A 25768-nucleotide genomic window follows, 5' to 3' on the forward strand; every position below is an offset into this window, starting at 1 on the left:
AATTTGTCGGTAGGATCTGGCAATGTTATAGGGCTCGGCTCCGGGCGCCCCGAAGTAGCTGTAACGAGGCGTGGACGTCGGTCGACATACCGCAGGCGACACCAGGTCGGGGGCGGCCGTGAACGGATTGACGAGCCAGAGGTGAAAAGCATTGACAGAGAAGTGGATCGGCCCCGTGGGGGCGCTTGCCGATCATGTGAGGAGTCAAACCGAACAGTGCCTCGCGGCCTACCGGGCGAAGCCGAACCTGATCGAGCAGGATGCAGGTATCGAGCTGTCGAACATCGAGGGCGGTTACGGCCGCAAGCAGCTCCACGAGTTGGTGCAGAATGCCGCTGACGCGTTGGTCCTCGCGGGCGGCCGTATTGCGCTCGTGCTGTCGGGCGGCGTTCTGTACTGCGCGAACGAGGGGTCTCCACTGACCTTGACGGGCATCGAGACGTTGATGGCATCGCACATCTCCCGCAAGCGTGATGAGGAGATCGGCAGGTTTGGGTTGGGCTTCAAGTCCGTCCTCGGCATCTGCGACGCACCCGAAATCATCAGCCATGGTGTCTCAGTGCGCTTCGACCGCGCGGCCGGCGCCAATCTGGTACGCACAATTGATCCGGATGTACGTCGAACCCCGGTGTTGCGCCTCGGTTTTCCGTTCGACCCAAGCGAGTTGGCCGAATCCGATGCGGTGCTTGCCGACCTGATGAAGTGGGCGGCGACGATCGTGCGACTTCCCCTCGTCGGCGACGTAGACTGGCTCGGCGACAAGGTGCTGGCGTTCCCGCCCGAGTTCCTGTTGTTCGCGGAACACGTCAACACGATAGACCTTCGGAATGACGATTCCGGCGACCATCAGAGCTGGTCTGCCGAGCGCGATGGCAGTAGGACCGTCCTGACGTCAGGCAACCTCCAAAGTGTGTGGAACGTCTTCCGCGCCTCGCACACACCGAGCCCCGCCGCTCGTAAAGATGCTGGTGAGATCTCGGGCAGAGGCGTCGTAGACGTCGCCTGGGCCGTGCCGTTGAAGGGGCGCAACAAGGTCGGATCGTTTTGGTCCTACTTCCCGACGAATTCGAGAACCACCCTCACCGGAATCGTCAATGCGGCGTTCAAGACCAACGAGGACCGGCACGACATTCTCGACGGGCTCTACAACCGTGAGATCTTGACATCGGTTCTGCCTGAGCTGATCGGCGCGAATCTGGTCGAACTCGTGGATCCACAGGATCCAGGATCGATTCTCGACGTGCTGCCGAGCCGCGGAAAGGAAGGTCGGTCGTGGGCAGATGACGTGATCAACGAGCCGATCTTGAAGGCAGTGTCGCGTGTACCGAGTCTGCCCGACATGGAGCGCAGGCTTACGCATCCGGCGAAGATCAAACTCCAACCCGCCTTTCTCTCCGATTTCGATTCGTGGAAGCCGCGCTGGGCATCCGTCCAGGGCCGGCCGGTGGGTTGGGTGCACGGGTCCGTCGATCGGACGCCGGAACGGCGCGCCAAGGCGGAACGTCTTGTGGGCCTGGTTGGTTCGAAGGCATGTGATGTGGGCGAGTGGTTGCGGGACCTCGCGGCGAGCGCGGGTGTGACGGGATCACAGGAAGCCATCAAGCTCGCTCGACTCGTCGACAGTGACGCAGCAGACCACATGCTCGACATGCGACGCGCGAAGTTCGTCCTCGCGGCGGACGGTTCCCTGCGGCTCCCTTCCCCGGGCAAGATCTTCCTGCCGGAGTCGGATGCGGAGACGGGGGCCGAGTTCGTGCACCCGGCCGTCGTTGCCGACGGTGAAGCCTCGGCGGCGCTGGTTGCACTCGGCATCGGCCGGCTCGATCAGCTCGGCCGGTTGCGTTCCCACGTCGCCCGTATGACCGATTCGACCGTCACCGGCGCGATGGTCGAAGAGCTCTGGAACCTGACCCGCGGTCTGCCGGTAACGGATGCTGCTGCTGTGCTGTCGGCAGCGTTCGGCGCGGGTAGCACCCCTGTGCGTACCTTGGCGCGGCGCGTCGAACGGGTGTCGGACAGCTTGCTGCCTGGCGTCATCGTGCCAGCTGACGGTTCTCGCGATGCAGCCCACACCGTCGACACCGCATTCCATGCAGGCGATCTCGAACTGCTGCGGGCGATCGGGTCGTCGTCCGAACCGAAACTGGGACACCCGGAAAGGGGTGAGTCGTGGTTCGCGGCCTGGGAGGAGGCGGCCCGGGCGGCTTATGTGACCTGGGTGGCGGACCACGGGCACCGCGTCACCGCGGCGAGAGTTCGCGTACTGTCCGGTACCACGCTTCGTGGACTCGACCTAGTCGAGCAGCTGAGCGAGGAGGGACGTCAGGCACTGACCGATCACGTGCTCCGCGTTTCCACCAAGCCGTGGATGCTGGACTCAACAAGCTCTGCAGGGCTCTCCATGCCGTTTACGAATCCTGCGGTCTGGTGGATGCGGCAGCATGGCGTGGTGGACACGGCATTCGGCCTGCGAGCGGTCAGCGATGCCTTCACCACGATTGCCGACGTGCCGGACACCGTGTTGCCCGTTGCGAAGGTCCTGCCCGAGCATGCGCAGCTGCTGGGTCTGACCGATCGCATCGACGCACGCGGATGGGAACGGATTCTGGCGCGGCCATGGCGTTACTTGGACCAGTCTCGACTGAACATCCTGTACTCCCGCGCCGCCGTCGTGGGAGCGTCTGCGCCCGATGAGATCAGCGTGACGCATGGAGCCTCGAATACTCTCACGGCGCCGGAGGAAACGTATGTGACCGACTGTCGACCGGACTACGACGCCATGTGCGCCTCTGGATATGCGGTCGTGTTCGCCGACGACGAACGTGCAATGACGACTTTGATGCACCGTTGGAGACTCGTCGACGCGCGCACGGTCGTCAGCCGCACGGTCATGACCGCAGCATCGGGTGATCCGATCTCCCTCGCCGACAAGTTTCCGGGCCTTCGCGCGTTCGTTCCGACCGTGCCCGATGTCATCCTGATCCCGTGCTCGGAAGTGTCGGTCGAGCTTTCTACCGATAGTGGTGTGGGGAGCTCCGTCACAGAGCACACGCTGCTTCGGGACGGAGAGAAGTCCGTCTACTTCCGTGACGACCTGTCCGATGATCGTTTGCTCGAACTGGTCCTAGCGGAGCTCCGGCTACCGGTTTCGCCGACAGAGCGGTACAAGATCCATAACATCGGTGCTCGTGGGGAGGCGATACGGCTGCGTCAGCAGGTGAAGGCCGAACCCAACGAGGACCGCAAGCTCGTGATGCTCGCCGGTGTGGAGGCACTCGAGAAGGAAATTCCGGCGGGTGCGAAGGCGCTGGCGGAGCGACGCCGCGGCAAGAAACTGACACCCAATGAGATCGCCGGAATGGCCCGTGCGTCCCGTGGTTCCGGTCTGTTGAGCCGACTCGCCCCGGCGATCGAGGACAAGGGTGTCGTCCTTCCGAAGCTGTCGGGTGGTGTCCAGGCCACGACGGCAGTGAAGGAACTCGGGCTGTCGCCTGACTATGCGGGTTCGCGGGTTTCGGCACCCGCCGCTCGCTTCCAGGTCATCGGACCGGTCGCCCTTCCACAACTTCACGACTACCAGGAGCGGGTCGTGACGAACGTGCTCGAACTGTTGAGGCCGGGCGGCAACAACCGCGGAATCGTGGCCCTTCCGACGGGGTCGGGAAAGACGCGAGTGGCGGTGGAGTCGCTCATCCGCTACGTCCGGGAGTCCGACACCGAGCCGCTGATCGTATGGATCGCGCAGTCGGAAGAACTGTGTGAACAGGCTGTTGACACCTGGTCCTATACGTGGTCGGCGGTGGCGCCTGCGGGTGCACGCCTGACTATCAGCCGATTGTGGGGAGCCAACGATGCGGCACCCGCGGACGACGGAGCGCATCTCGTGGTGGCCACCGACGCCAAGCTGCTGTCATTGGCACGTCGAGGAAACCACGAATGGCTGACGAATGCTGAGGTCGTGCTGGTGGACGAGGCGCATACGTCGATCAGCAAGACCTATACGGAGCTTTTCAAGTGGCTCAAGCGCGGAACGAAAGAACGTGATCGGGCACTGCTCGGGCTGTCGGCGAGTCCGTACCGCGGACACAACGAGGATCAGACGAAGGCGCTCATCAATCGCTACGACGCTAATCTGCTGACCGACGGCGTCTTCGACCGTGATCCGCACGAGGTGTTGCAGAAGATGGAGATCCTGGCGCGGGTGAAGCATCTGGAGCTCGACGGCATGACCTTGACGCCGGGGACATCACGCAGGGCATCAGAGGCCGAGGCGATGCACTTCGACGACTACCGCATCGACTTGAACGCCGTTGCGGCAGATCATGACCGGAACCGCGCCATTCTCGATTCCTTGGAAGACCTGCCGACGGATATGACAGCACTGGTGTTCGCTGCTTCGGTCCAGCATGCGCAGGTGCTCGCTGCGGTACTGGCCAACGGCGGCATCCCGGCCGCGTCGATCGATGGGTTTACGCCCGCTCCGGAACGCAGACGCCTGATCCAGAAATTCCGCTCCGGTGAGATCAGGGTGCTGACCAATTACAACGTGCTATCGCAGGGATTCGACGCACCGAAAGTGGGCGCAGTGTATGTCGCACGGCCCACCTTCAGTCCTAACCGCTACCAGCAGATGATCGGTCGTGGACTGCGCGGGCCCGCAAATGGCGGTTCGGAGGAGGTCCTCATCGTGAACGTGCGGGACAACATCGAGGCGTTCGGGACCCAGCTCGCATTTCACCATTTCGACGGACTGTGGAGGCGGTAACGGTGTCGGAGCCATTGGAGCTCAACGATGAGCAGCGGGTCGTAGTCGGCGCTCCCATCAACGACCGATTGGTGGTGATCGCCGGTGCCGGGCAGGGTAAGACGGAGGTAGTCGCCGCGAGGATCGGTTTTCTCGTCGAGGCAGAGCAGCTGTCTGCATCGACGGAAATCCTGGTACTGAGTTTCTCGCGCGCGGCAGTATCCGCGGTTCGAACTCGCCTCGATCTCAGGGAGGTTGCCGCTGCGAACGTACGGACGTTCGATTCGTTCGCTGGCCAGCTGCTGCTCGATGCGGACATCGAACCCGTCGGCTCGTTTGAAGCACGCATCCGGCAGGCGACGAAGGTCCTGGAGGAATCCGACGAGGCGCCCTTCGCGGTGGAGTTGCTTCGGCACATCATCATGGACGAGGTGCAGGATCTTGTCGGCGATCGTGCGGATTTCGTGCTGGCGCTTCTGCGGAGATTGAACGATGAGGTAGGTGTCACCGCACTCGGCGACCCATTACAGGGCGTATACGATTTCCAGCTCGCCACATCGAAGAGTAAGACGTCGTCGCAGCAGATCTTCGAGGCGCTCGCTTCGGAGTTCGGCGCGACCACCGTCGGGCTCGGAGAGAACTACCGCGCGCGAGGTTCTGACCCTCTGAAGGTTGTCGAGTTGGGCAACCGGCTGCGTGACTTGTCCGATGCTCGCGAGTCCACAGTCTTAGTGGACGAGTTCGAATCGAGTTTGCTCTCTTTGGGGAAGATCGACGACTGGGCTGACATGCTGTCAGTCGATGGGACTACCACCGCTGTTCTGTGCGCGACGAACGGCGAGGTTCTCCGGGTTTCGAAGTACCTCAACGAGAACGGTATTCGCCATGCTGTCCGCCGCCAGGCGCAGGACTTCGGTGCCGCAAAGTGGGTGGGTCAGGCGCTGGGTTCGTTGGACGGGCCGGTTGTTCGACGGTCAGAAGTCGAGGAGGCACTCCAACGGATCCTCGGGCAAGAACTGGGCGAGGCTGCTTGGTATCTACTCAAGGCCGCGGAAGGTAACGCGCGCCAAATCGATGCTTTGAACCTGTTGCGAATCCGGGCGTTGGTTAAATCAGGGACTGTTCCGCTAACCCTGACCGAGCCTGACTCGAGCAACGTCATTGTGTCCACGGTGCACAGAGCTAAGGGGCTCGAGTTCGATCGAGTCTTCCTCGTCGACCGTACATATGCGTGGCCGGATAATGATCCTTGGGCGGTTGTCCGGGCTCGGTATGTGGCGTTGAGCCGGGCCCGGGAGGTGATCTTCCGGTGTGAGCTACCGCGGACGTACGCCTTGTACCAGGAGATGAATTGGCTGCCCGACCGTATCTTGGAACGGGTTAACAAATGGAAGTCGACCAAGAAACGTACCAAGGCGGTCGAGTTTCAGTACCGGGATGTTGAGATCGATGTCCCGGTCGCGGTTCAGTGTGACGCACATATCGTACAAACAAACCTCAACGCTACTGATCTCGTGGGCGTGCCTGTGGTGGCGAGTCTGGACATGGAGCGGTCCACGGCGGATCTGCCCTCCTATGTTCTCCGTGCCGAAGACGGCCGCGTGATCGGACGTACGAGCGAGGGATTCAACGAGTCGTTCGTCAAAGCGTTCAGTATGCAAGGTGGTTCGTGGCCTGCGGAGCTGTCGGGCCTGTCGCTCGTATCGGTGGAAACCGTTGCCGGGCACCCGCGACGTTCACAGGAACTGGATGTCAGCTACTCCGGATTCTGGCTCGCTCCGCGAGTTATCGGTCTGGCACAACCTGACTGGTCGAACATGGAGGAGATTTCGTGAGCACGCTAGACACGTCTCTGGATGAGATGTACCGATTCAGGAGCGAGATGGTCGCAGAGCTGGCGTCGGATGTGATCGGTCCGGGCGGCGGTAAGAACGAGATCATCTCGGAGGCGCCGCTCGACCGGTACATAGTCGGCGCGCTGTGGCCGATCGACGAACGACGACAGGAGTCGCCCGACCCCGACGGTGCCGATGCCGACGGTGATGCGACTGAGGACAGCCCCGTCGCGCAGGCGCTGATGCGGTACCCGTCGTCGGTTGGCCTCACATTCAGCGTCCGACTCGCTGACGCAGGAAACATCACCATCGGTATCGAGGGCGCGGGCTACACCGCAGTAGCAGTGGACGACAACGATCCGGATGCAAAGAAGAAGCGGTCCGACGATTGGCAGCGCTCGCCCTTGTCGATCGAGCCGATGACCGTGTCGATCAGGGCGCCAGGCGTAGTCGGACCGACAGACGATGTCGTCGACGGACTTCAGCTGTATGTGTATGTGCGACCTGCGCGTGACGGTGTTTCGACTGTCTCGGTGGCTCTGCGCAATACGAATCGGGCCATCAAGGGGGAACTGCGCGACGACAAGGCATGGTTCCAGGTGGGACTCACGATCTCGACTGCCGCGCCAGCGATCGTAGATCGCACCAGCCACATGAATATCGGGCACGACGAGGATCTCGACAGCTCGGCCTTGTTGTACCGCAACAAGCGTACATTCGCGATCGGTCACGGCTGCGCTGTCGAGTGGGGTACGGCAGCGACGGGTGCGGCCGTGGATCGGGTTGCGACGACATTCCTGCCCACGTACGAGGTGCCGCGGGCGCGACCTGGAATTCTGGATGAGTCCGTGAATCTACGGATGTCTTTCCTGGCAACAGGTTCCGATGACGAGGTCATTGCGAGTCTGCGTGGATTGGCGGCCCGGTACCGCGAGTGGATCAAGGGTCTCGATGGTGAGCTTTCCTCAGGCGAGGCTGATGTCCCCGGCAAATTGCTCGGCGTCGCCCGCAGGCACGTCGCGGCTGCTCATACGGCATCCGATCGGATCGAGGCGGGCATCGATCTGCTTCGCGACGACCCGGTCAGCATGCGGGCTTTCCGCCTGTCTAACCAGGCGATGCAATTGCAGCGTGCCCGTCAGGACTGGGTTCGCCGAGGGGCCAAGGGAAGTGTCGGTGACGGCGCGCAGGACCGCTGGTACCCGTTCCAGATCGCCTACATCCTCCTGAACCTCCCGGGACTGGCCGATCGGCATCACCCTGATCGGGAGATTGCAGATCTGCTCTGGTTCCCCACCGGTGGAGGCAAGACCGAGGCATACCTGGGGCTCGTCGCGTTCTCGATCTTGCAACGCAGGCTCAACGACCGCGATGCGCAGGGTGTGGCTGTCATCATGCGCTATACGCTGCGGCTGCTCACTATTCAGCAGTTCGAGCGCGCCACGATGTTGATGTGTTCCCTGGAGACGGTACGCAAGACCAACAGCGACATCGGCAATCTGTCGTTCTCGATTGGACTGTGGGTCGGTAGCGGTGGCACGCCCAATACGCTGGATGAGGCCCGTCGATCCCTTCGTGATCTCTCTTCGGGACGTGAGTTGCAGGAGAAGAATCCGGTCCAGCTGACACAGTGTCCTTGGTGCGGAACCCTGCTTGACCACAACAACTATGCGGTGGTGAAGGTGCCGGAACGACACCTTCAGATCGCGTGCGAAGCCGTCGGATGCGACTTCGCGAGCGGGCTGCCGGTGCACGTCGTCGACGAGGACATCTATCGGGAACGCCCTGAACTGATCCTCGGAACGGTCGACAAGTTCGCTGCGATGGCGTGGAAAGACGATGTCGGCAAGCTGTTTGCCCGCGACGGTGTCGGACACCCTCCGAGCCTGATAATCCAGGATGAGTTGCACCTCATTTCAGGTCCGTTGGGCTCGATGGTGGGCTTGTACGAGACTGCCGTCGACGCGGCCTGCTCGGCGGATCCGCTGTCGGAGTCCGATGATCGTGGTCGTCCGAAGGTCATCGCGTCGACTGCGACGATCCGTAGAGCGGAAAAACAGATCCGATCCGTATTCGCTCGACGTGCAGCACAATTCCCGCCGCCGGGCATCAACCCGGACGAGTCGTTCTTTGCCGAGCCTGCACCGCGAGACACACACGGCACGCGTTGCTACGTCGGTGTGATGTCGCCGGCGTCCAGCCACGCCTCCCTCATGGTGCGCGTGTATTCGGCGCTGTTGCAGGCGGCCAAGGATATCGATGGTGACGACACCACGCGCGATCCGTACTGGACACTGCTCGGTTATTTCAACAGCCTTCGTGTGCTTGGGAGTGCGAATCTCCAGGTGGAGGGCGATGTTCGCGAGCGGTTGCGGCTGGTGGCGAACAGGAAGGGCTCTACGGGCCGGGAATTGAAGCCGGCCAACGAGCTGACCAGCCGCGTTGCGTCCTCGGAGATTCCGGAGCGCCTCAAGCGCATCGAGGCGACACTTGCGGACGGAAAGCCAGACGATGTCGTGTTGGCGACCAACATGATCTCCGTCGGTGTCGACATCGACCGCCTGGGACTGATGACAGTGATGGGGCAGCCGCAGTCGAGCTCCGAGTACATCCAGGCGACCAGCCGCGTCGGCCGAAAATTCCCTGGCCTCGTAGTCACGATCTTCAATGCCGCTCGCTCGCGGGATCGTTCGCATTACGAGAGCTTCGTGCCTTACCACCAGGCGTTGTATAGAGCGGTGGAGGCCACGAGTGCGACGCCGTTCGCGGCGAGGGCCCGCGACCGAGGTCTGCATGGCGTGCTGGTGTCGATGGCCCGACTGCTCGTCCCCGGGCTCGCGCCGGATACTGCCGCCTACCTAGCCGACAGCAACTGGGATGACCTCCGCAGGATCGCCGATCTCATCGCCGACCGCGCTCGCGTGGTCCTCACGGATCCGACCCAACCTGCCGATGAGGAAAGCGAACGTGAGCGTGAAGACACCGTGCGCCAGGTCAACGAACTCCTGGACGTGTGGTCCGAGGCAGGCGAGGCGAAACCGAACATGCGATACCAGAATGCCCGCAACCTCGACGCTGCGCTGTTGGTCGACCCCGCCGATGCGCTGACGAATGACCACATCGAGTACTCGCAGGAAGAAGCCCCCTGGCCGACGATGCGCAGTCTGCGCGAAGTCGATGCCGAAAGTGGCCTGTACCAGATTGCGATGAAGAGGAACTGATGACAACCGGAGCGAAGGCCCGTAGGGGTCAACTTCTCAGCACCTACGGAATTGGTGGGTTGTTTCCGTCGGAGACAACCAGTTACATGATCGTTGGACTCGACGAGTGGAACGAGAATCGGGCCCGACCGGTGAGCGAGCCTCGGCTGGCTCGTTCACTTCGCGTTGCCGAACTGAAGGCGCCTCCTGCAGGCACGGCGCGTGATGTGCCAGTGATCCGGTTTCCGCTGACGCAGGTCTGCCCCAATCCGAAGTGCCGCCGCATCGGGTCGCTCTACGACTTGGCGAAGGACTGGAACGTTGCGAAATGCGCTCAGTGCAAGGAAAAGCCACTACTGACACCGTTTCGGCTTATCACGGCCTGTTCGAGGGGGCACATCGACGAATTCCCGTACTTCCGGTGGCTCCACAAAGGTGCGGTGTGGGGGGAAGGAACCAAGCACGACATGCAGATGGTCTCCCTCGGCCGAACCTCGTCGCTCGCGGACCTCGTTCTTAAGTGCAGCTGCGGCGTCACTCCGAAGTCTCTAGACGGGACATTCGGACCGAAAGCGCTCGCCGAGTTCGGAACCTGCAGTGGAATACGGCCGTGGCTAGGTGCCGACTCGAAGCAGGACTGCGCTGATATTCCTCGAGTACTCCAGCGCGGTGCTTCCAACGTCTGGTTCCCAGCCGTACGGTCGGCGATCTCCATTCCGCCGTACTCAGAAGCGTTGGCGAAACTGGTCGACAAACACTGGGTCCTGCTCGAGGGGATCGACCCGGTTCCACAGAGGGTGCTGGACAACATCGCTAAGTCGTCGAATGGCAAGTACAAGGTCGCAGACATCGCTACCGAGATCGATCGCCGGCGTGGCGCAGAGGACGACGCCGACTTCGGTGAAGACGAGCTGCGTCGCGACGAGTTCACTGCTCTGATGTCCGGGCGGGAGGACATCGGAATCGAGTCGGATTTCGTATGCGTGCCGATGCGGCGGGACTCGTCCTTGCCGGAGTTGCTCACAGAGATCCGCAAGGTGACTCGACTGCGGGAGGTTCGCGCGCTGTACGGGTTCTCGCGTCTCGACGGCGTGACGGAGCCTGGCGCGGAGGGCTTGTGCGACCTGTCCCGCAATCGCACACATTGGTTGCCTGCGATCGAGGTGATCGGCGAGGGTATTTTCATCGCACTCGATCGGCAGCGGCTCGCGGACTGGGCTGCCAAGCCGTTCGCCCAGGACAGGCGACAGAGGCTCCAGACCGCGGCGGGGCGCCGAGCAGCCGAATTCGGTCGCCCTGAAGCGCCGCGCGTCGACATTGTCGAAGTCGCCGTGCACACACTTGCGCATATCCTCATCGACCAGCTGTCGTTGGACGCCGGCTACCCGGCGGCCTCACTGCGGGAGCGCCTCTACGTCGACGACGATATGGCAGGCATCCTCGTGTACACGGCGAGTTCGGACTCGGCAGGCAGCCTCGGCGGTGTGGCGGCGCAAGCGTCGCCGGACAGCTTCGCCGCCGCACTCAGAGAGGGGCTGACACGGCTGGCCTGGTGCTCGTCGGACCCGGTATGTATCGAGTCGACGGCCTCGGGCACGGACGCTCTCAATCTGGCAGCGTGCCATGCCTGTGTGCTGGTGCCGGAAACATCGTGCGAACTGCACAACACATTCCTGGACCGGGCGCTGCTCTTCGGGACCCATGAGCGGGACGAGGAGTCTGAGGGCCTGTTCAGCGTATTCGTCGCTGCATGCTGATCCCCAAGGGAGCGGTACAGCCCGCCCCGAGTGCACCGCAGGTGCCGACACTGCAAGCACCGAATCGACGACCTTGTGGTTTGAGATGTTGTAGCTAACGATCGAGCGACACGTCAATCGAGCTGGGCCCAGAATGGACTGTCATGCGCGACTACACCGACCCGGTCTTGGCGCACCTGGTCACGACCATGGCAAGTGAGGGTCGCGAAGTGCCAGAGCCGGGTATCGAGATTGGCACTGACTAGCCGTGTGGCAGGGCGACTGGGGCTGTCGCCACACCAAGGTGACTGCCATAGTCGACGATTACCACGAGCCGACAATTGGCTTGTCTGGCAGGGTCGGACGGTGGATTCCACGGAAGCGCGGAAGGATCGTTCGACCCCGATACGCTTGCGTGCGAGATCGAGGACACGGTGAAGGGGAGTACGCAGTGAAGGCCGAAGTGCGTATGCACGACCTGTTCGACCGCTCTTACGACCGACTCGAGGGCAGCGTCAAGCAGCGCGTTGTGGACTTCATCATGAAGATCCAGCGGGACCCAGAGGCTCCGGGACTCGACTACAAGATTCCGAAGCTGGCGCAGAACAATCGGGTGCGAACGGCACGCGTGACCGACCACTACCGCGCTGTTCTCATGGTCGCCGGTGAGGACGACGGAACCAGCATCTTGTATCTAGTCGCGGTCAAGAAGCATGATGCCGCATACGACTACGCCAGTAAGCTCACCTTCCAGGTCAACGCCAAGACCGGCGCCGCTGAGCTGTTCGACGCCATCGCGCTCGAGGATGCCGTAGACAAGGCGCGCAGCACGGAGCCGGTCGGACCGTCTACAAAACCGATCATGCCGGCCAAGGTCAAGCAGCGGGACCTGGAACGGTTCGGTGTCGATCCCGAGATCGCCGAACAGCTCAAGAAGGTGACCGACGAGGACGATCTCATGGCGATCGCCGATGCGTTGCCTTCTTCGCAGGCAAACGCGGTACTCGACCTCGCCTATGGCAAGAGCCCTGACGAGGTTTGGGCGGACCTGGTGATCGAGGATCCAGGCCAGGTCGACGTCGACGACCTCGACGCTGCGCTGCAGCGTCCGTTGTCACGACTCAGCTTCACCACATACGCGGGCGAAGACGAGGAAGAACTTCGGGCCGTACTCGAAGGTGACTTCGCGAAGTGGAGGGTGTGGCTGCATCCATTGCAGCGCAAGCTCGCCCAGAACACGGGATGGAACGGACCGTTCCGAGTCACTGGCGGCGCAGGTACCGGGAAGACAGTGACCGCGATTCACCGGGCCCGTCACCTCGCGCGCCGACTGGAAGCGGACTCGTCGACGCATAAGGTCCTGTTCACGACGTTCACCAAGAACCTGTCCCGCACAATCGAATCTCAGTTGAAGCAGCTGGCGGGACCGAACATCGTCGATCGGGTCGACGTCGTAAATATCGACTCACTGGCCCGCAGCGTGGTCACCGCCTCGGACGTGCGCCGCAAGGCCGTGAGTTCGGTCAAATTCGTTGCAGCTGACGCCGCCGAGGTGCTGGAGCTCTGGTCGAGCGCGGCGTTGGTCGCGGTCGGCCAGTGGGATCCTGCGGTTCTCACCGATGAGTGGTCCCAGGTGGTTCTCGGCAACGCGATTTCGGACGAGGCCGGCTACCTCCGCGTCACCCGTAGTGGGCGTAGCCAGCGCTTGACCAGGTCGCAGCGAGCCGACGTGTGGCAGGTGATCGAGCAGTTCGAACGCCTGATGCGCTCACGGGGGCTAATGACTTTCACCCAGCTCGCCTCGCAGGCGGCCGCGATGTTGGTCGCCGACCCGTCGTTGCGGGATCAGCTTGGATACCGCCACGCCGTGATCGACGAGGCTCAGGATCTACATCCCGCGCACTGGAAGCTGCTGCGTGCACTCGTCGCGCCGGGCACCGACGACCTCTTCATCGTCGGTGACGCACACCAGCGCATCTACGGGCGCCCGGCGCCGCTGTCCCGCTACGGGATCGAGACTCGGGGGCGATCACGCAGGCTCACCATCAACTACCGCACCTCCAAAGAGATCCTGCAGTGGTGTCTAAAGGTCGTCGACGCGGATGTTGACGACCTCGACCTCGCCGCGGACACGCTCGCTGGCGCGCGGTCGGTGTTCGATGGGCCGGTCCCTGTGTCTCGGTGCTTCAAGGATCTCGCCGAAGAGGACGGGGGAATCACGGAACAGATCGCCGATTGCGTCAAGGATGGGATCGCACTGTCCGACATCGCTGTCTTCGCTTTCGACCGCACGGCTGTGAACGACATCGCGGAATCGCTGACAGCCTGTGGTGTAGAGAGTGTAGTTGTCACTGATCGATCAGACGAGGACAAGCTCGGTGAGGCGGTTCGCGTGATGACGATGCACCGTGGGAAAGGCCTCGAGTTCCGTGCCGTTGTCCTCGCTCGGCTTGGCGCCGACACTTTCCCGCCCTTCTACGTGCAGAAAATGACAGGCCCGGAGCGGGAGTTGGAGGAGAACAAGCTGCGAAATCTACTGTATGTGGCGGGGTCACGGGCTCGTGAGCGGCTGGCAGTTGTGTGGACAAAGGAGCTGTCCTCATTTACCGCCAGTTCCTTGCAAACCTACTGAGAGCCTGTGTCAGGATCGTTCGGATGGCAATGAGACTTACTGTGGTGCAGCATATTCCGCTCGGTAGCACCATGGACCGTGGATGCATCGCTTCCGCATTGGTCGCTCGCGGACAGCTTAGCGGGTGTTCGTCGCGACCGGTGGCACCCGGATCGAGCAGGCCAAGCTCCAGCTCCTGCGCAACATCGTCATCGACTTGGCCAAAGAGTCCGGCTTCCCTGAACCGTCAGATGCCAAGCAGAAGAACAGCCTCGACCTGCAGCTCGCCTTAGCCCTGCACCGTGAGATGCGAATCTCGCCCGCCGAGGCAGCCTCCGGCGAAGTCTGGGCTCTTCTAGCGCTCGTCGTTCTCCCCGACGTCGCCCACTGGCGCTACCCAAATCCCCCAGGCGACCGCGTCCTCGGCTGCGATCCCACCCGCCGCTTCCTCGGACGCATGTGGCGGCGAGCCCAGCTCGTGTACGCCCCACAGTCTCAGACCCCTACACCGCACTCCACATCCTCGGCGAAGCAGCCTTCGACCAGATCTATGTCTGCCGCGCAGCTCTCGGCGGCAGCCCCCACCTGATCCGGTCGATCCTGCGCACCTGGAAACAGATGAACTTCGCCTGGCACTTTATGTGGAAGCCATACCGAACGGGCTCTCTATTGGCATCGTTGGCGCAATCCAGGGGTGTGTCCAAAGGTGCGGCGGAATACGTCGATGAATGCGCTGGCCGAGGACCAGCCGCATAGGTGCGCCACAGTGGTTACCGGAGTGTTCTCGGCAAGCAGGACCAAGGCGTGATACAGGCGCAGTTGGGTGCGCCATTGCGGAAAGCTCATGCCCAGATCGGCTTTGAAGAGGCGGGACAGGGTGCGGTCACTGGCGCCGATCTGCCGACCCAGTGCGGCCAGGCTGCGGTCGTCGGCAGGGTTCGCGTGCAGGATTCCGCACAGTGCTTGCAGCTGAGGGGTAGTCGGTGTGGGCAGATGCAGGGGCTGTTGGGTTGACGCTCGCAGTTGATCGAGCAGTACCGCGCGCAGTCGTTCGCGTTCGGGGCTGTCGTCGTCCGGGTTGTGGGTGTAGGCGAGGATCAGTTCCCGGAGGAGGGGGCCGACGGCGAGGACGGTCGGGTCGTCCAGGCCGAGCGGGTTGTCGGCGGCGGGTAGGCCGACCAGGTGCAGTTCGAGCTCGCCATGAGCCCGGTGCGCGTGCGTAGTGCCCGCGGGCACCCAGATGGCGCGCGTGCTCGGCGCGATCCACGCACCGGCGTTTGTCGTCACGGCCAGTACGCCGCGGCCCGCGTAAACGATCTGGTGGTCGTCGTGACGGTGCGCGTCGATGGCGCCTCCGGGCATCAGCCATTGAGTGCGGGTCGGCGCTACGGGCATGTGGCGGATTTCCGTCATTTGTTGGCAGTTTATCGGAAGCACGACACATCGCGCGTCGATGAGCATGGTGACGTGGCAAAAACCGCTCGATCATCATGCTCTCGACCGGCCACGCTTGCGTGGACATCTACCAGGGTTCGGTCGCCGCGCTCGTGCCGTTCTTCGTCGCAGAGCACGCTTACAGTTACGCCGCGGTGTCGGGCATCGTGCTCGCCGCGACGCTGCTGTCCTCGGTTGCCCAGCCGGCGTTCGGCCTGCTCACGGACCGATGGGCGATGCCATGGCTCCTTCCGGTTAGTACGATCGTGGCCGGACTCGGCATCGCGCTGAGCGGTCTGAGTGGTTCGTACGCGCTGACGTTGGCGTTCGTGGCCGTGTCGGGGGTAGGAGTAGCGGCCTACCACCCTGAGTCCGCTCGCGTCGCGCGGCTCGTCAGCCAGGGCAGACATAGCGCGATGGGTTGGTTCGCGCTCGGCGGCAACCTCGGCTTCGCGGCGGCGCCGCTCATGGTCACTGCCGTCGTCTTTTCCGGCGGCCTGTGCCTATCGCCCCTGCTGATGGTGCCGGCCCTGGCAGGCAGTGTGCTGTGTCTGCCTGTCCTGCGCGCATTGCGCACGCCGACCTTCGTCGTTTCCGGCAATGCTGTCGGCCCGGGTACCGACGACAAGGCATCGTTCGTGAAACTGTCGCTGGCCGTGGTCTTTCGATCCATCGCTTTCGTCGGCCTGAGCACGTTCATCTCGTTGTACGCCCAGCAACGGATGGGCGGCGGCATGACAGCGGGCACCGCGGCGCTGTTTGTTCTCTACCTCGGTGGCGCGGTGGGCTCGGTGCTGGGCGGCACGCTGGCCGACCGATGGGACCGGGTCACCGTTGCCCGCTGGTCCTACCTGCTGACCGTCGCCGCCATCGCCGGGATCATGTTCATTCCCGGACCGGCGATGTACCTTTTCGTCGCGCTGACCTCTGTCGGCCTGTACATCCCGTTCTCCCTGCAAGTGACTCTCGGCCAGGATTACCTGCCCACGCGCGTGGGCACCGCCAGCGGCATCACCCTCGGACTGACCGTCAGTATCGGCGGCTTGGCCACGCCCCTCATCGGCGGCATCGCCGACGCAACGTCGCTGCGAACCGCGCTGACCCCTCTGATTCTGATGCCCGCTCTGAGTTGGCTGCTGTTCCGCACACTGCCCGAACCGGTCACGCCTAAATCTGTATCGGCAGTGAAATATTCGAGCCCATCGGCAAGATAGCCGATACCGAGGTAGCAACCATGAACGGTCGAGTCGCGCAGCCTATGGGTGAGGGAACTCTTCGTCTACGAGATCACCAAACGGAGCGGGCGGGGAATCGTGGACAGTGCCCTGCGGCGGCGTTCACCCTCCACATCCCGCAGCAGCCACGAGTAATAGGACCGAATACCGCGGAGTCCGATGCGGCGGCGCATCTCTCGGTCGAGCAGCGACCATTCTCGGTCGTTGATCAAAGGCAGAGTTTCTTGCTCTTCGTGCCGCAAGTGGGTGTGCAACAGCTCGGACAGTGCCACAAGCGTCGGTCGCGCGGCGTCCGGCCCCGCGGTATCGAATGTCCGATTCACCTGTGCCAGTAGGGGATCGATTCGGTCGTGTTCAGCGGCCATCTGCTCGACCAACTGCGCGTCCACGCCGCGGCGGCGCAGACTCGGCCAGAGCACGACGTCCTCCGCGGTGTGGTGGACGGTCAGTTGGGTACGAAACTGCTTCCAGCGCTCACGATCCGGGGCGGCGGCAAGCGCTCGGAGATCGCGCCGGAACGCGTCGTGTGCTGCGTGCATCATGGCCACATCGCGTTCGGACATCTGCCTGACCTTTCGTCTTGCGGGTGATCCGCGTCTTGGATCAATTACATCCGCGCGAGACGAGGCGGGACATCGTTCATTCACCCAAGTCCATGCGTGAGCGTCTCCGGTTCGAGCCGACGACTTTCAGCGTTCAAGGTGTCGAAGCGCTTGCGCCGCAGAGCAGCCCGTGTGTGCCGATTGTCCGATTCGAACTCTCGTTCGAAGATTGATAGCCTTCGCGCATGGTCAGCTCATCGCATGAAGCGATGCACGGGATCTTCACTCACAACGCCGCGGCGGTCGGTCATGCCTTCCGTGTGCTCGACCTTCCGTTCCCTGATCCCGTTGCAGTGGAACAGATTTCGGTCGACCTGACGGAGACGGCGCCGGTTGAACGGCGGGCTGACACGATCCTGCGGGTCACGACCGCGGTGGATGAGTTCTTGCTCATTGTGGAGGCGCAATCGAGCAGCGACAACTCGCGGGTAGCCGCGTGGTCGTACTACGTGACTTTCCTGCACAACAAGTATCGGTTGCCTGTGGTGCTGGTGGTCGTCTGCCACGACAAGGAGACCGCCACCTGGGCGAGCAAGCCGTTGACGCTCACGTATCGGGGCTGGACGTGCTTCACTGTGCTGCCCATCGTCCTCGGCCCACACAACGTGCCTGCCATCACTGACCCGGCGGATGTCCTCGCCGACCTGCCTCTTGCTGCACTGTCGGCGATTACTCACGCCCGTGAGCCCGAGATCGGTGCGATACTGGAGTCGATCATCATCGCGTTCCGGCGACACGGATTGGATGGTGAGACCGCGTTCTACGCTGAACTCATCGAACAGGGAATTTCACATACCGACGCAGCCCAGCTTTGGAGGGACAAAATGGAAACGGATCTGTCGTTCTTCCGTTCGGAGTCTGCTCAGCGGCTGCGCGCCCAGGGACGCGAAGAGGGGGTCGGTTTGGGAGTCGCACGCTCGGTGCTGACTGTCCTCACTGGTCGCGGAATCGAGCTCTCGGCGGCCCAACGCGAGCTGCTCGCTGGAACGACCGACCTCGATCAGCTCAATGCTTGGCTGTTGCAGGCAGTGACCGCCACCCGCGCGGGCGAACTCTTCGACTGAGCTATGAGTGCTGCCGGGGCGGTCGACCCCGGCCCGCTCGATCGCCGCGGGCGTCGTCTACTCCGCGAACTCGGTGAACAGCAGCGTGGGTTCGGCGAGGATTTCACGGCCTGTTTCGAGTAGGTAGATGGTGTCGACGCAGCCCAGCTTTGGAGGGACAAATGGACACGGATCTGTCGTTCTTCCGTTCGGAATCTGCTCAGCGGTTGCGTGCACAGGGGCGTGAGCAAGGCCGTGCGGAGGCGCTCGAGGAAGGGCTCTCTTTGGGAGTCGCGCGCTCGGTGCTGACGGTACTCACCGGTCGTGGGATCGAGCTCTCTTCGGCCCAGCGAAAACTCCTCGCCGAGACCGCCGACCTCGATCAGCTCAACGCATGGCTGTTGCAGGCAGTGACCGCGACCGGGGCCGGCGAACTCTTCGACTGAGCGGTTTCCCGCGCGGATCAGTCCGTTTGGCGGACTTTGATGGCGTCTCGGGAGATGTAGACGTCGTATTCGCCGGGGGTGGCTATGACGGCGTTGCCGTAGGCGGAGCGGACGAAGGGGTTGGTGTACCAGCGGTCTTCGTTCATGTCTTCGAAGAAGTCGCGGTCGCCGCCGTTGAGGAAAGTGTGGTCTTGGGCGGGGGATTTGCCGTCGAGGCGTTGGCCGTACAGGCGGCTGAGCTTGTAGCCGGAGTGGAAGCCGAGGGCGTTGACCCACGGTTCGAGTTCGACGATGTTGGACTGTAGGGCGAACATGTCGCCCTCGATGCGATGTGTTGTCGGCTGGCTCGCGTTTCCGTCTTCGTCGAACTGGGTGAGGACGAGGTCGAGTTGGTGTTCTTGGCCGGCAACGGGTTTGGCGACTACGTGGGCGGCTTTGATTTCGCCGGTGAGGCCGAGGTAGGTCTGTAGGAGGGTGGCGATCCAGAGTAGGAGGACCGCGACCACGAGGATGGCGGCGCCGGGGACCGCGCGGCCGAGAACGGCTCTGGGTCCGCGGCGGCGGGTGGCGGCCAGTGCGGCCGTGATCAGCAGGGCGACGGCGAGGGCGATCATGGCCAGGAGACCGACCTGGGCCACCCCGAAGGACACCGGGAAACTCATAGTGTGGGTATACCCCGAAACATTTGTGGCAGTCACGGTCTCGAAGTTCTCGGGTGGGGAAATCGTTCAGGAGGGGTGACGGTGGAGAAGTATCGGGTGCTGGTGGGGGTGCATCTGGTGTTGGTCGACGCGCAGGGGTGGGTGTTGTTGGGGCGCAGGGCGAATACGGGGTTCGGGGACGGGTTGTTCCATGTGCCTGCGGGGCATCTGGAGGCGGGGGAGTCGGTGGTGGCCGGGTTGATCAGGGAGGCGCGCGAGGAGGTGGGCGTCGAGATCGATGCTCGGGATGTGGAATTTGCGCATGTGTTGCACAGTGACGAGCGGGTGCAGATGTTCTTCACCGTGCGGCGCTGGACGGGTCCGGTCACCAACCGCGAGCCCGAGAAGTGTTCGGAACTGGCATGGTTCGATCCCGCGGGCTTGCCCGGCGAGATCGTCGACTACTGCCGAGTGGGCATCGGCAAAGTGGTAGCCGGGCAAGCATTTTCGGAGTACGGGTGGGAATCGACTACGGGCTGACGGTCGGCGGCGCGGCGCGGTGGCGCATCAGGGCAAGGACTGCGATCGCGCAGCCGAGGGCAACGACGATCGCGACCACGCCGGGGCCGACACCGCGGTCGACGTCGGCGGTGCGGTACCAGGACGACGAATAGGCGAGGTGGCCGAAGTTGCTGTCGCTCAGGGCGACTCCGATCGAGGGCACGAACAGGATTGCCAGGCCGACGGTCCCGGACGGGGGGCTCTGCGGAACCGACGTGCCGAGGCAGTACCCGGCTACCGCGCCGAGGGCGAGGCAGCCGAAGGTGGCGGTGAGAGTGGCGGGTGGGGCGAAGACGTCGGCGGCGAGAACGAAGCAGGCCAGGGCGAGCACGCTCGCCGCGGCTACCAGCGGACGCGGTGTGCGCATGCCGATCAGGAGGCCGGCGGCGGTGGCTGCCAGCGTGGCGACGTCGATCCAGCTGGAGCGCGGCAGCGTGGTGACGAGGCTGCCCGCGACGGAGAAACTGCTCATCAGCAGGACCAGAAGGCCGTCGCGTCCCGGCAGGATCAGCGCGGCGGCGACCGCGGTCGCGATGGCGGCGATCGAGGCGATGATCAGATAGGGGGCGCTGGTCTTGTGGGATGCCACGGCGAGCGCGGTGATGATGGTCGCCGTGTAGGCGACGACGGCGGCGAACACGGGGGCCAGGGGGATGGCGGTTTCGGTGCTCCAGCGGGGCGAGGCCGCGGTGGTGAGCGCGAAGTAGGCGAGGGCGAGCACGCTGGCCGCGATGAACCACAGGGGCAGCGTGCCGCCGAGCGCGCCGCTGAAACCGTCGGAGTTCGGGTCGGTGGGCGACTGGGTCAGGTCGCCGAGGATGGTGCCGCCGAGCGTGCCGAACAGGTAGACGGTTCGCAGCAGCGGGTCGTTCCAGACGGCGATCGCGAGCGCGCCGATGACAACACCCGCGAGCAGAGCGTCGATGAAGTTCAAGGTGGGCAGCGACAAAACGTCGAGTTGGCCGTCGGCGCTGTCCGGGATCAACGCGAGATGGTTCACCAAGATGCCGACCAGCGCGATCAGCGCGGTCCAGCGGGCCGTTCGCGGGCTGCCGATGGCCACCGTGACGGCGGCGGTGATCACCGCGATGAACGCCGCACCGGTCATCGCCCGCGGAACGTTGAACACCAGCAGGTCGACATGCAGCGACGCCGCCAACGACGAGAAACTGATCGGCAGCATGATCGCGAGCGCCGCGACCGAGGTGGCGACGAAGATCGTGACGGTTTCGGCCGCGCAGCGAACGGTCGAAGGCTGCACCGAATCCCCGTTCTCGCGGCTGACCCGATCCGGGCGGACCGTGTCCGGAGCATATCCATTTCGTCACCGGGCGATCGGCTCCTCGAATCGAATGCCGTTCGTGTCGCGGGCACCGGCATGCGACGATTGACGAATCAGGTTGGCAGGCACAGGAGTCGGAGGCCGATGATGCCGAGCGGGGTCGTGACCTGGTTCGACGGCGGTAAGGGTTTCGGGTTCATCACTCCCGACGCCGGTGGACCAGACGTGTTCGTCGAGTACACCGAGCTGGTCGGCGGGGGGTTTCGCACGCTGCGCGACGGTCAGCGTGTGGAATACACCGTCACCGAGACTCGGCGCGGACCCGAAGCGCACGATGTGCGGGCCGGGTGATCAGAAGAGAGTTTCAGTTCTGGCCGCTCGGCCAGAAGCGGCTCGCGCGCTGACCGTGGACCGGGCGGGTGAGGTTGGGGTCCTCGGCCTCGGTGATGCCGACCTGCATCAGCAGGATCATGGTCACCATGCTGATACCGATGATCAGCGGCGTGAGCAGTTGGGCGGCGCTGGCGCCGGTGGCATGGGCGACGTGGGCGCTGGTGTGCGCGCTCATCGAGAACATGCCGGTGTAGTGCATGCCGGTGACGGCCACGCCCATCAGCACGGCGGCGCCGATGGTGGCGAGGAAGCCGTGGATGTGCAGGGCGAACCACAGCGCCGCGATCGAGGCGATCACCGCGATGGCGAGCGACGCGGCGACCACGACGGGGTCGTAGATGATCTCGGCGTCGGTTTTCATCGCGTACATGCCCGCGTAGTGCATGGCCCCGACACCGAGTCCGGTGATCGTGCCACCGACCGGTAACGCGACGCTGTCCCAGCTGCGGCGAACCACGATCGACAATCCGAGCCACACCACACCCATGGCCACGGCTGCGCTGAACAAGGTGATGGGGACGTTGTAGCGGATGGTCACGCCGTGTACCGAAAAACCGAGCATCGCGATGAAATGCATGACCCAGATGCCGGTACCACCGAGTGCGATCGCAGCCGCGGTGAGCCAGCCGCCGTGCATGCCCGATGCGCGCGAGCGAACCATGCAACGCAGCGCCAGCATCGACCCGACGACCGACATGGCATAGGCCAGCAGGGGGGTCACCCAGCCGTAAGTGAAATGGTTGATATCCAGCACCGTCTACTCCTTGCGTGATTTCTCGGCGAGGCGTGCGATCCCTCACGAACTCGGAAAATACGCTGGTAGAGAATTTGCCGTACTGGGTTTATCGAAAATGTAAAGGGTTGCTGACGGTGCCTCGTCACAATGCGTAGGGTTCTCGATGGTGAAGCGTTCCAGTCGGTTCGGTGCGTGCGTCCACAGCTGATCCGGCATCCGCGGAGCAACTACCTCGGCATACGCTGAGCATCCGCCCGAAAAAGCGGGCTGCGTCACGTCCGTGACAGCGCCGGCTGGCAGCATCCGAGGGTTGCGTTCCTCACAGTTCGCACACTTTGCACTGTGCGATGTGGCCGAATTCGTCGGATCGTGGCATGGTGGACACCGAGACCAGGGCCGGACTATTAGGACCTAGCTCATCTACAGAAGGTTTTTGAAATGGCACAGGGTGTTGTTAAGTGGTTCAACGGCGAAAAGGGCTTCGGCTTCATCGCTCAAGACGGAGGCGGCCCGGACGTCTTCGTGCATTACTCCGCGATCGGCGGCTCCGGCTTCAAGTCCCTCGAAGAGGGCCAGCGCGTGGAGTTCGAAGTTGGTCAGGGTCAGAAGGGCCCGCAGGCGCAGGACGTTCGCGCCATCTGATTCTGCGCTGACCAGCGTACGAATGTGAAGCTCCGCACCGGATGGTGCGGAGTTTCTGCTATTCAGGGGTAGTCACCGCAGCGCTTCGGCGCGGAAGAACTCACCGGTGACGGCCATCGATGTGGTGAGATCGCGTGGTCCGCGCGCGGCGAATTCCACTCTGGCTGTCTCGAATTCGGCGTCGATGAACGCTGTGATCAGCGCGGGCGGGGCCGCCGAACCCATCTCTCTCGTCTTCGACTTGAGATCTGTCAGCTCGGCGATCGCCGACACGAGGTCGGTCGGCAGCTCGCACTCGGCGATCAGCGTCGGCAGGTGCATCGGCGCCACCGCGGCACCGGGGTGCTCGCGCAACCAACGCAGCGCCATCGCCGGCCGCAGCGCGTAGAACACCTTCTTCAAACCGCCGTTGCGGTCGAACAGCGCCCACTGGCGCGCGCCCAGGTGCAGGTAGTGCCGGGCGATCCGGTCGCGATCGGCGACCTCCGTGGCCACCTCGCGCAGTCGGGTGCGAAACGCCTCGTCACCGCGGTAGACGATCGGCGACATCAACCATTCGACGAGCACCGCGTTGCCCGCCACCAACAGGCGCAGCGCCTTCGCCAGATCCCAGCCGTTCACGTCGAGCAGGCCGATCAGCGGTGTTTCGATCACATCGCGGGTGCGCCACGGGGACAGATAGGTGTCCAGGCCGGCCACGTACACGAAACGGCAGTCGTAGTCGGAGTCCGGCGAGGGGAAACCCCAAGCACGGCTGCCGCTTTCGATAGCGAGCCGGATGGACACGTTGTGCTCGGCCGCCACCCGATCGAGCTCTGTGTCGACGGCGGCCACCACGGCCGGGTCCATCGATTCGGGGACGGTGCGCAAGGACATGCGGTGATGGTAGAGGGGGCGGCGCCCAGGGTTCACCCGGTTTTCGGGCAGGGGGGTAAGGGCAGCCGAAGTTCGGGCGACTATTCTGGGCCGCGGTAACTGCCGACCCCCATTCTTCCCCAGGAGTACCCCACAGTGAGCCAAGCAGGCCGTCCTGTAGTTCTGATCGCCGACAAGCTCGCCCAGTCGACCGTCGACGCACTCGGTGACGGTGTCGAGGTTCGCTGGGTCGACGGACCCGACCGCCCGGCGCTGCTCGCCGCGGTCCCCGAGGCCGATGCGCTGCTCGTGCGCTCGGCCACCACTGTCGACGCCGAGGTGCTCGACGCGGGCAAGAAGCTGCAGATCGTCGCCAGGGCCGGTGTCGGCCTCGACAATGTCGACGTGCCCGCCGCCACCGAGCGTGGCGTGATGGTCGTCAACGCGCCGACCTCCAACATCCACACCGCCGCCGAGCACGCTGTCACGCTGCTGCTCTCGGCCGCGCGCCAGATCCCGGCCGCCGACGCGACCCTGCGGGAGAAGACCTGGGCGCGTAGCAAGTTCAACGGTGTCGAGATCTTCGGCAAGACCGTCGGCGTGATCGGCCTCGGCCGCATCGGTCAGCTGTTCGCGCAGCGTCTGGCCGCTTTCGAGACCAAGATCATCGCCTACGACCCCTACACCTCGCCCGCTCGCGCCGCCCAGCTCGGCATCGAGCTGCTGAGCCTGGAGGAGGTGCTCGAGCGCGCCGACTTCATCTCCATCCACCTGCCGAAGACGCCCGAGACCAAGGGCATGCTCAACGCCGAGACGCTGGCCAAGACCAAGCCGGGCGTCATCATCGTCAACGCCGCCCGTGGTGGGCTGATCGACGAGCAGGCGCTCGCCGACGCCATCAAGTCCGGCCACGTGCGGGCCGCCGGTCTGGATGTGTTCGAGACCGAGCCGTGCACCGACTCGCCGCTGTTCGACCTCCCGCAGGTCGTCGTGACGCCGCACCTCGGCGCTTCCACCTCGGAAGCTCAGGACCGCGCGGGCACCGATGTCGCCAAGTCGGTGCTGCTGTCGCTGGCCGGTGAGTTCGTACCGGGCGCGGTGAACGTCACCGGTGGCGCCGTGACCGACGAGGTCGCCCCCTGGCTGGATGTCGTCCGCAAGCAGGGCGCGCTGCTGGGCGCCATCGCCAGCGAGCTGCCCGTCAGTGTCGAGGTGCAGGTCCGTGGCGAGCTGTCCGCGCAGGACGTCGCCGTGCTGGAACTGTCCGCGCTGCGCGGTGTGTTCTCGGCGCTGGTCGAGGACCAGGTCACCTTCGTCAACGCCCCGGCGCTGGCCAAGGATCGTGGCATCACCGCCACCGTCACCACCGCGTCGGAGAGCCCGACCCACCGCAGCGTTGTCGACCTGCGCGCCGTGTTCGGCGACGGTTCGACTCTGAACGTGGCAGGCACCCTGACCGAGCCGAACCTGGTCGAGAAGATCGTCAACATCAACGGCCGCAACTACGACATGCGCGCCGAGGGCCTGAACCTGGCCGTGCTGAACTACAGCGACAAGCCGGGCGCGCTGGGCAAGATCGGCACCCTGCTGGGCGAGGCCGAGATCGACATCCTGGCCGCGCAGCTGAGCCAGGACGTGGATGCCGAAGGCGCCACCGTGGTGCTGCGCGTCAACGCCGAGGTTCCCGCCGAGGTGCAGACCGCGATCGCCGAGGCCGTCGGTGCCTCGAAGGTCGTCCTGGTCGACCTGGTTTGAGTTGTTCGTCCCGGTAC

General features: G+C 63.8%; 19 protein-coding genes. 13 read left to right on the forward strand and 6 right to left on the reverse strand.

Annotated elements, in window-relative coordinates; translation table 11 throughout:
• The first annotated feature begins 151 nt into the window (after nt 1–151).
• From IBJ82_RS01080 to IBJ82_RS01105, 6 genes are all read left to right on the forward strand, one after another.
• Nucleotides 152–4765, forward strand: a complete 4614-nt coding sequence (locus IBJ82_RS01080; RefSeq protein ID WP_194824098.1) for a DEAD/DEAH box helicase — start codon at nt 152–154, stop codon at nt 4763–4765.
• A gap of 2 nt (nt 4766–4767) precedes the next feature.
• Entirely contained in the window at nt 4768–6579 is a 1812-nt protein-coding gene (locus tag IBJ82_RS01085; protein WP_370585094.1) for a UvrD-helicase domain-containing protein, read from the forward strand.
• Nucleotides 6576–9800, forward strand: a complete 3225-nt coding sequence (locus IBJ82_RS01090; RefSeq protein ID WP_370585095.1) for a helicase-related protein — start codon at nt 6576–6578, stop codon at nt 9798–9800. The genes IBJ82_RS01085 and IBJ82_RS01090 overlap by 4 nt, the downstream gene beginning before the upstream one ends.
• Entirely contained in the window at nt 9800–11536 is a 1737-nt protein-coding gene (gene drmB / locus IBJ82_RS01095; protein ID WP_228536384.1) for a DUF1998 domain-containing protein, read from the forward strand. Before IBJ82_RS01090 ends, drmB begins: the two co-directional genes overlap by 1 nt.
• A gap of 247 nt (nt 11537–11783) precedes the next feature.
• Entirely contained in the window at nt 11784–14147 is a 2364-nt protein-coding gene (locus IBJ82_RS01100; RefSeq protein ID WP_370585096.1) for a UvrD-helicase domain-containing protein, read from the forward strand.
• Nucleotides 14148–14271: 124 nt separating this feature from the next.
• Nucleotides 14272–14715 carry a hypothetical protein gene (locus IBJ82_RS01105; RefSeq protein WP_194824100.1) on the forward strand — a complete coding sequence of 148 codons (444 nt, stop codon included), beginning with the start codon at nt 14272–14274 and terminating at the stop codon, nt 14713–14715.
• 77 nt (nt 14716–14792) lie between these two features.
• Here IBJ82_RS01105 and IBJ82_RS01110 read toward each other — a convergent pair whose 3' ends face one another.
• A complete protein-coding gene (locus IBJ82_RS01110; protein WP_194824101.1) occupies nt 14793–15539 on the reverse strand; it encodes a helix-turn-helix domain-containing protein in 747 nt (248 codons plus the stop codon).
• A 77-nt stretch (nt 15540–15616) separates the two neighbouring features.
• Between IBJ82_RS01110 and IBJ82_RS01115 the strand changes: the two genes are divergently transcribed.
• The gene (locus IBJ82_RS01115; RefSeq protein ID WP_194824102.1) at nt 15617–16774 is read left to right on the forward strand and encodes an MFS transporter; all 1158 of its coding nucleotides are present in this window, start codon (nt 15617–15619) and stop codon (nt 16772–16774) included.
• A 65-nt stretch (nt 16775–16839) separates the two neighbouring features.
• Here IBJ82_RS01115 and IBJ82_RS01120 read toward each other — a convergent pair whose 3' ends face one another.
• Nucleotides 16840–17358 carry a hemerythrin domain-containing protein gene (locus tag IBJ82_RS01120; protein ID WP_194824103.1) on the reverse strand — a complete coding sequence of 173 codons (519 nt, stop codon included), beginning with the start codon at nt 17356–17358 and terminating at the stop codon, nt 16840–16842.
• Nucleotides 17359–17582: 224 nt separating this feature from the next.
• Here IBJ82_RS01120 and IBJ82_RS01125 point away from each other — a divergent pair, with 224 nt between their 5' ends.
• Together IBJ82_RS01125 and IBJ82_RS01130 are read left to right on the forward strand one after the other, a co-directional pair.
• Nucleotides 17583–18461, forward strand: coding sequence for a hypothetical protein (locus IBJ82_RS01125; RefSeq protein WP_194824104.1), 879 nt, complete (start codon nt 17583–17585; stop codon nt 18459–18461).
• Between the two features lie 161 nt (nt 18462–18622).
• On the forward strand, nt 18623–18886 hold the full coding sequence (locus tag IBJ82_RS01130) for a hypothetical protein (protein ID WP_194824105.1): 264 nt from the start codon (nt 18623–18625) through the stop codon (nt 18884–18886).
• 17 nt (nt 18887–18903) lie between these two features.
• Here the strand turns inward: IBJ82_RS01130 and IBJ82_RS01135 are convergent, their stop codons facing one another.
• A complete protein-coding gene (locus IBJ82_RS01135; protein WP_194824106.1) occupies nt 18904–19548 on the reverse strand; it encodes a hypothetical protein in 645 nt (214 codons plus the stop codon).
• A gap of 75 nt (nt 19549–19623) precedes the next feature.
• On the opposite strand from IBJ82_RS01135, the gene IBJ82_RS01140 reads away from it, so the two are divergent.
• Nucleotides 19624–20067 carry an NUDIX domain-containing protein gene (locus IBJ82_RS01140; protein ID WP_194824107.1) on the forward strand — a complete coding sequence of 148 codons (444 nt, stop codon included), beginning with the start codon at nt 19624–19626 and terminating at the stop codon, nt 20065–20067.
• Here IBJ82_RS01140 and IBJ82_RS01145 read toward each other — a convergent pair.
• Nucleotides 20057–21349 carry a hypothetical protein gene (locus IBJ82_RS01145; protein ID WP_194824108.1) on the reverse strand — a complete coding sequence of 431 codons (1293 nt, stop codon included), beginning with the start codon at nt 21347–21349 and terminating at the stop codon, nt 20057–20059. The genes IBJ82_RS01140 and IBJ82_RS01145 overlap by 11 nt on opposite strands.
• A 168-nt stretch (nt 21350–21517) precedes the next feature.
• Between IBJ82_RS01145 and IBJ82_RS01150 the strand changes: the two genes are divergently transcribed.
• Nucleotides 21518–21721, forward strand: coding sequence for a cold-shock protein (locus IBJ82_RS01150; RefSeq protein ID WP_194825101.1), 204 nt, complete (start codon nt 21518–21520; stop codon nt 21719–21721).
• Nucleotides 21722–21734: 13 nt separating this feature from the next.
• Here IBJ82_RS01150 and IBJ82_RS01155 read toward each other — a convergent pair whose 3' ends face one another.
• Entirely contained in the window at nt 21735–22517 is a 783-nt protein-coding gene (locus IBJ82_RS01155) for an MHYT domain-containing protein (RefSeq protein WP_194824109.1), read from the reverse strand.
• A gap of 420 nt (nt 22518–22937) precedes the next feature.
• On the opposite strand from IBJ82_RS01155, the gene IBJ82_RS01160 reads away from it, so the two are divergent.
• Nucleotides 22938–23141, forward strand: coding sequence for a cold-shock protein (locus IBJ82_RS01160; protein WP_056812000.1), 204 nt, complete (start codon nt 22938–22940; stop codon nt 23139–23141).
• Between the two features lie 72 nt (nt 23142–23213).
• Here the strand turns inward: IBJ82_RS01160 and IBJ82_RS01165 are convergent, their stop codons facing one another.
• The gene (locus IBJ82_RS01165; RefSeq protein ID WP_194824110.1) at nt 23214–24017 is read right to left on the reverse strand and encodes a nucleotidyltransferase domain-containing protein; all 804 of its coding nucleotides are present in this window, start codon (nt 24015–24017) and stop codon (nt 23214–23216) included.
• A 135-nt stretch (nt 24018–24152) separates the two neighbouring features.
• Between IBJ82_RS01165 and serA the strand changes: the two genes are divergently transcribed.
• Nucleotides 24153–25751 (forward strand): phosphoglycerate dehydrogenase, encoded by a 1599-nt coding sequence (gene serA / locus IBJ82_RS01170; protein ID WP_194824111.1) that lies wholly within the window; start codon nt 24153–24155, stop codon nt 25749–25751.
• The last annotated feature ends 17 nt before the right edge of the window (nt 25752–25768 follow it).

It is taken from the genome of Nocardia sp. XZ_19_231, assembly GCF_015355705.1.
Classification (GTDB): domain Bacteria; phylum Actinomycetota; class Actinomycetes; order Mycobacteriales; family Mycobacteriaceae; genus Nocardia; species Nocardia salmonicida.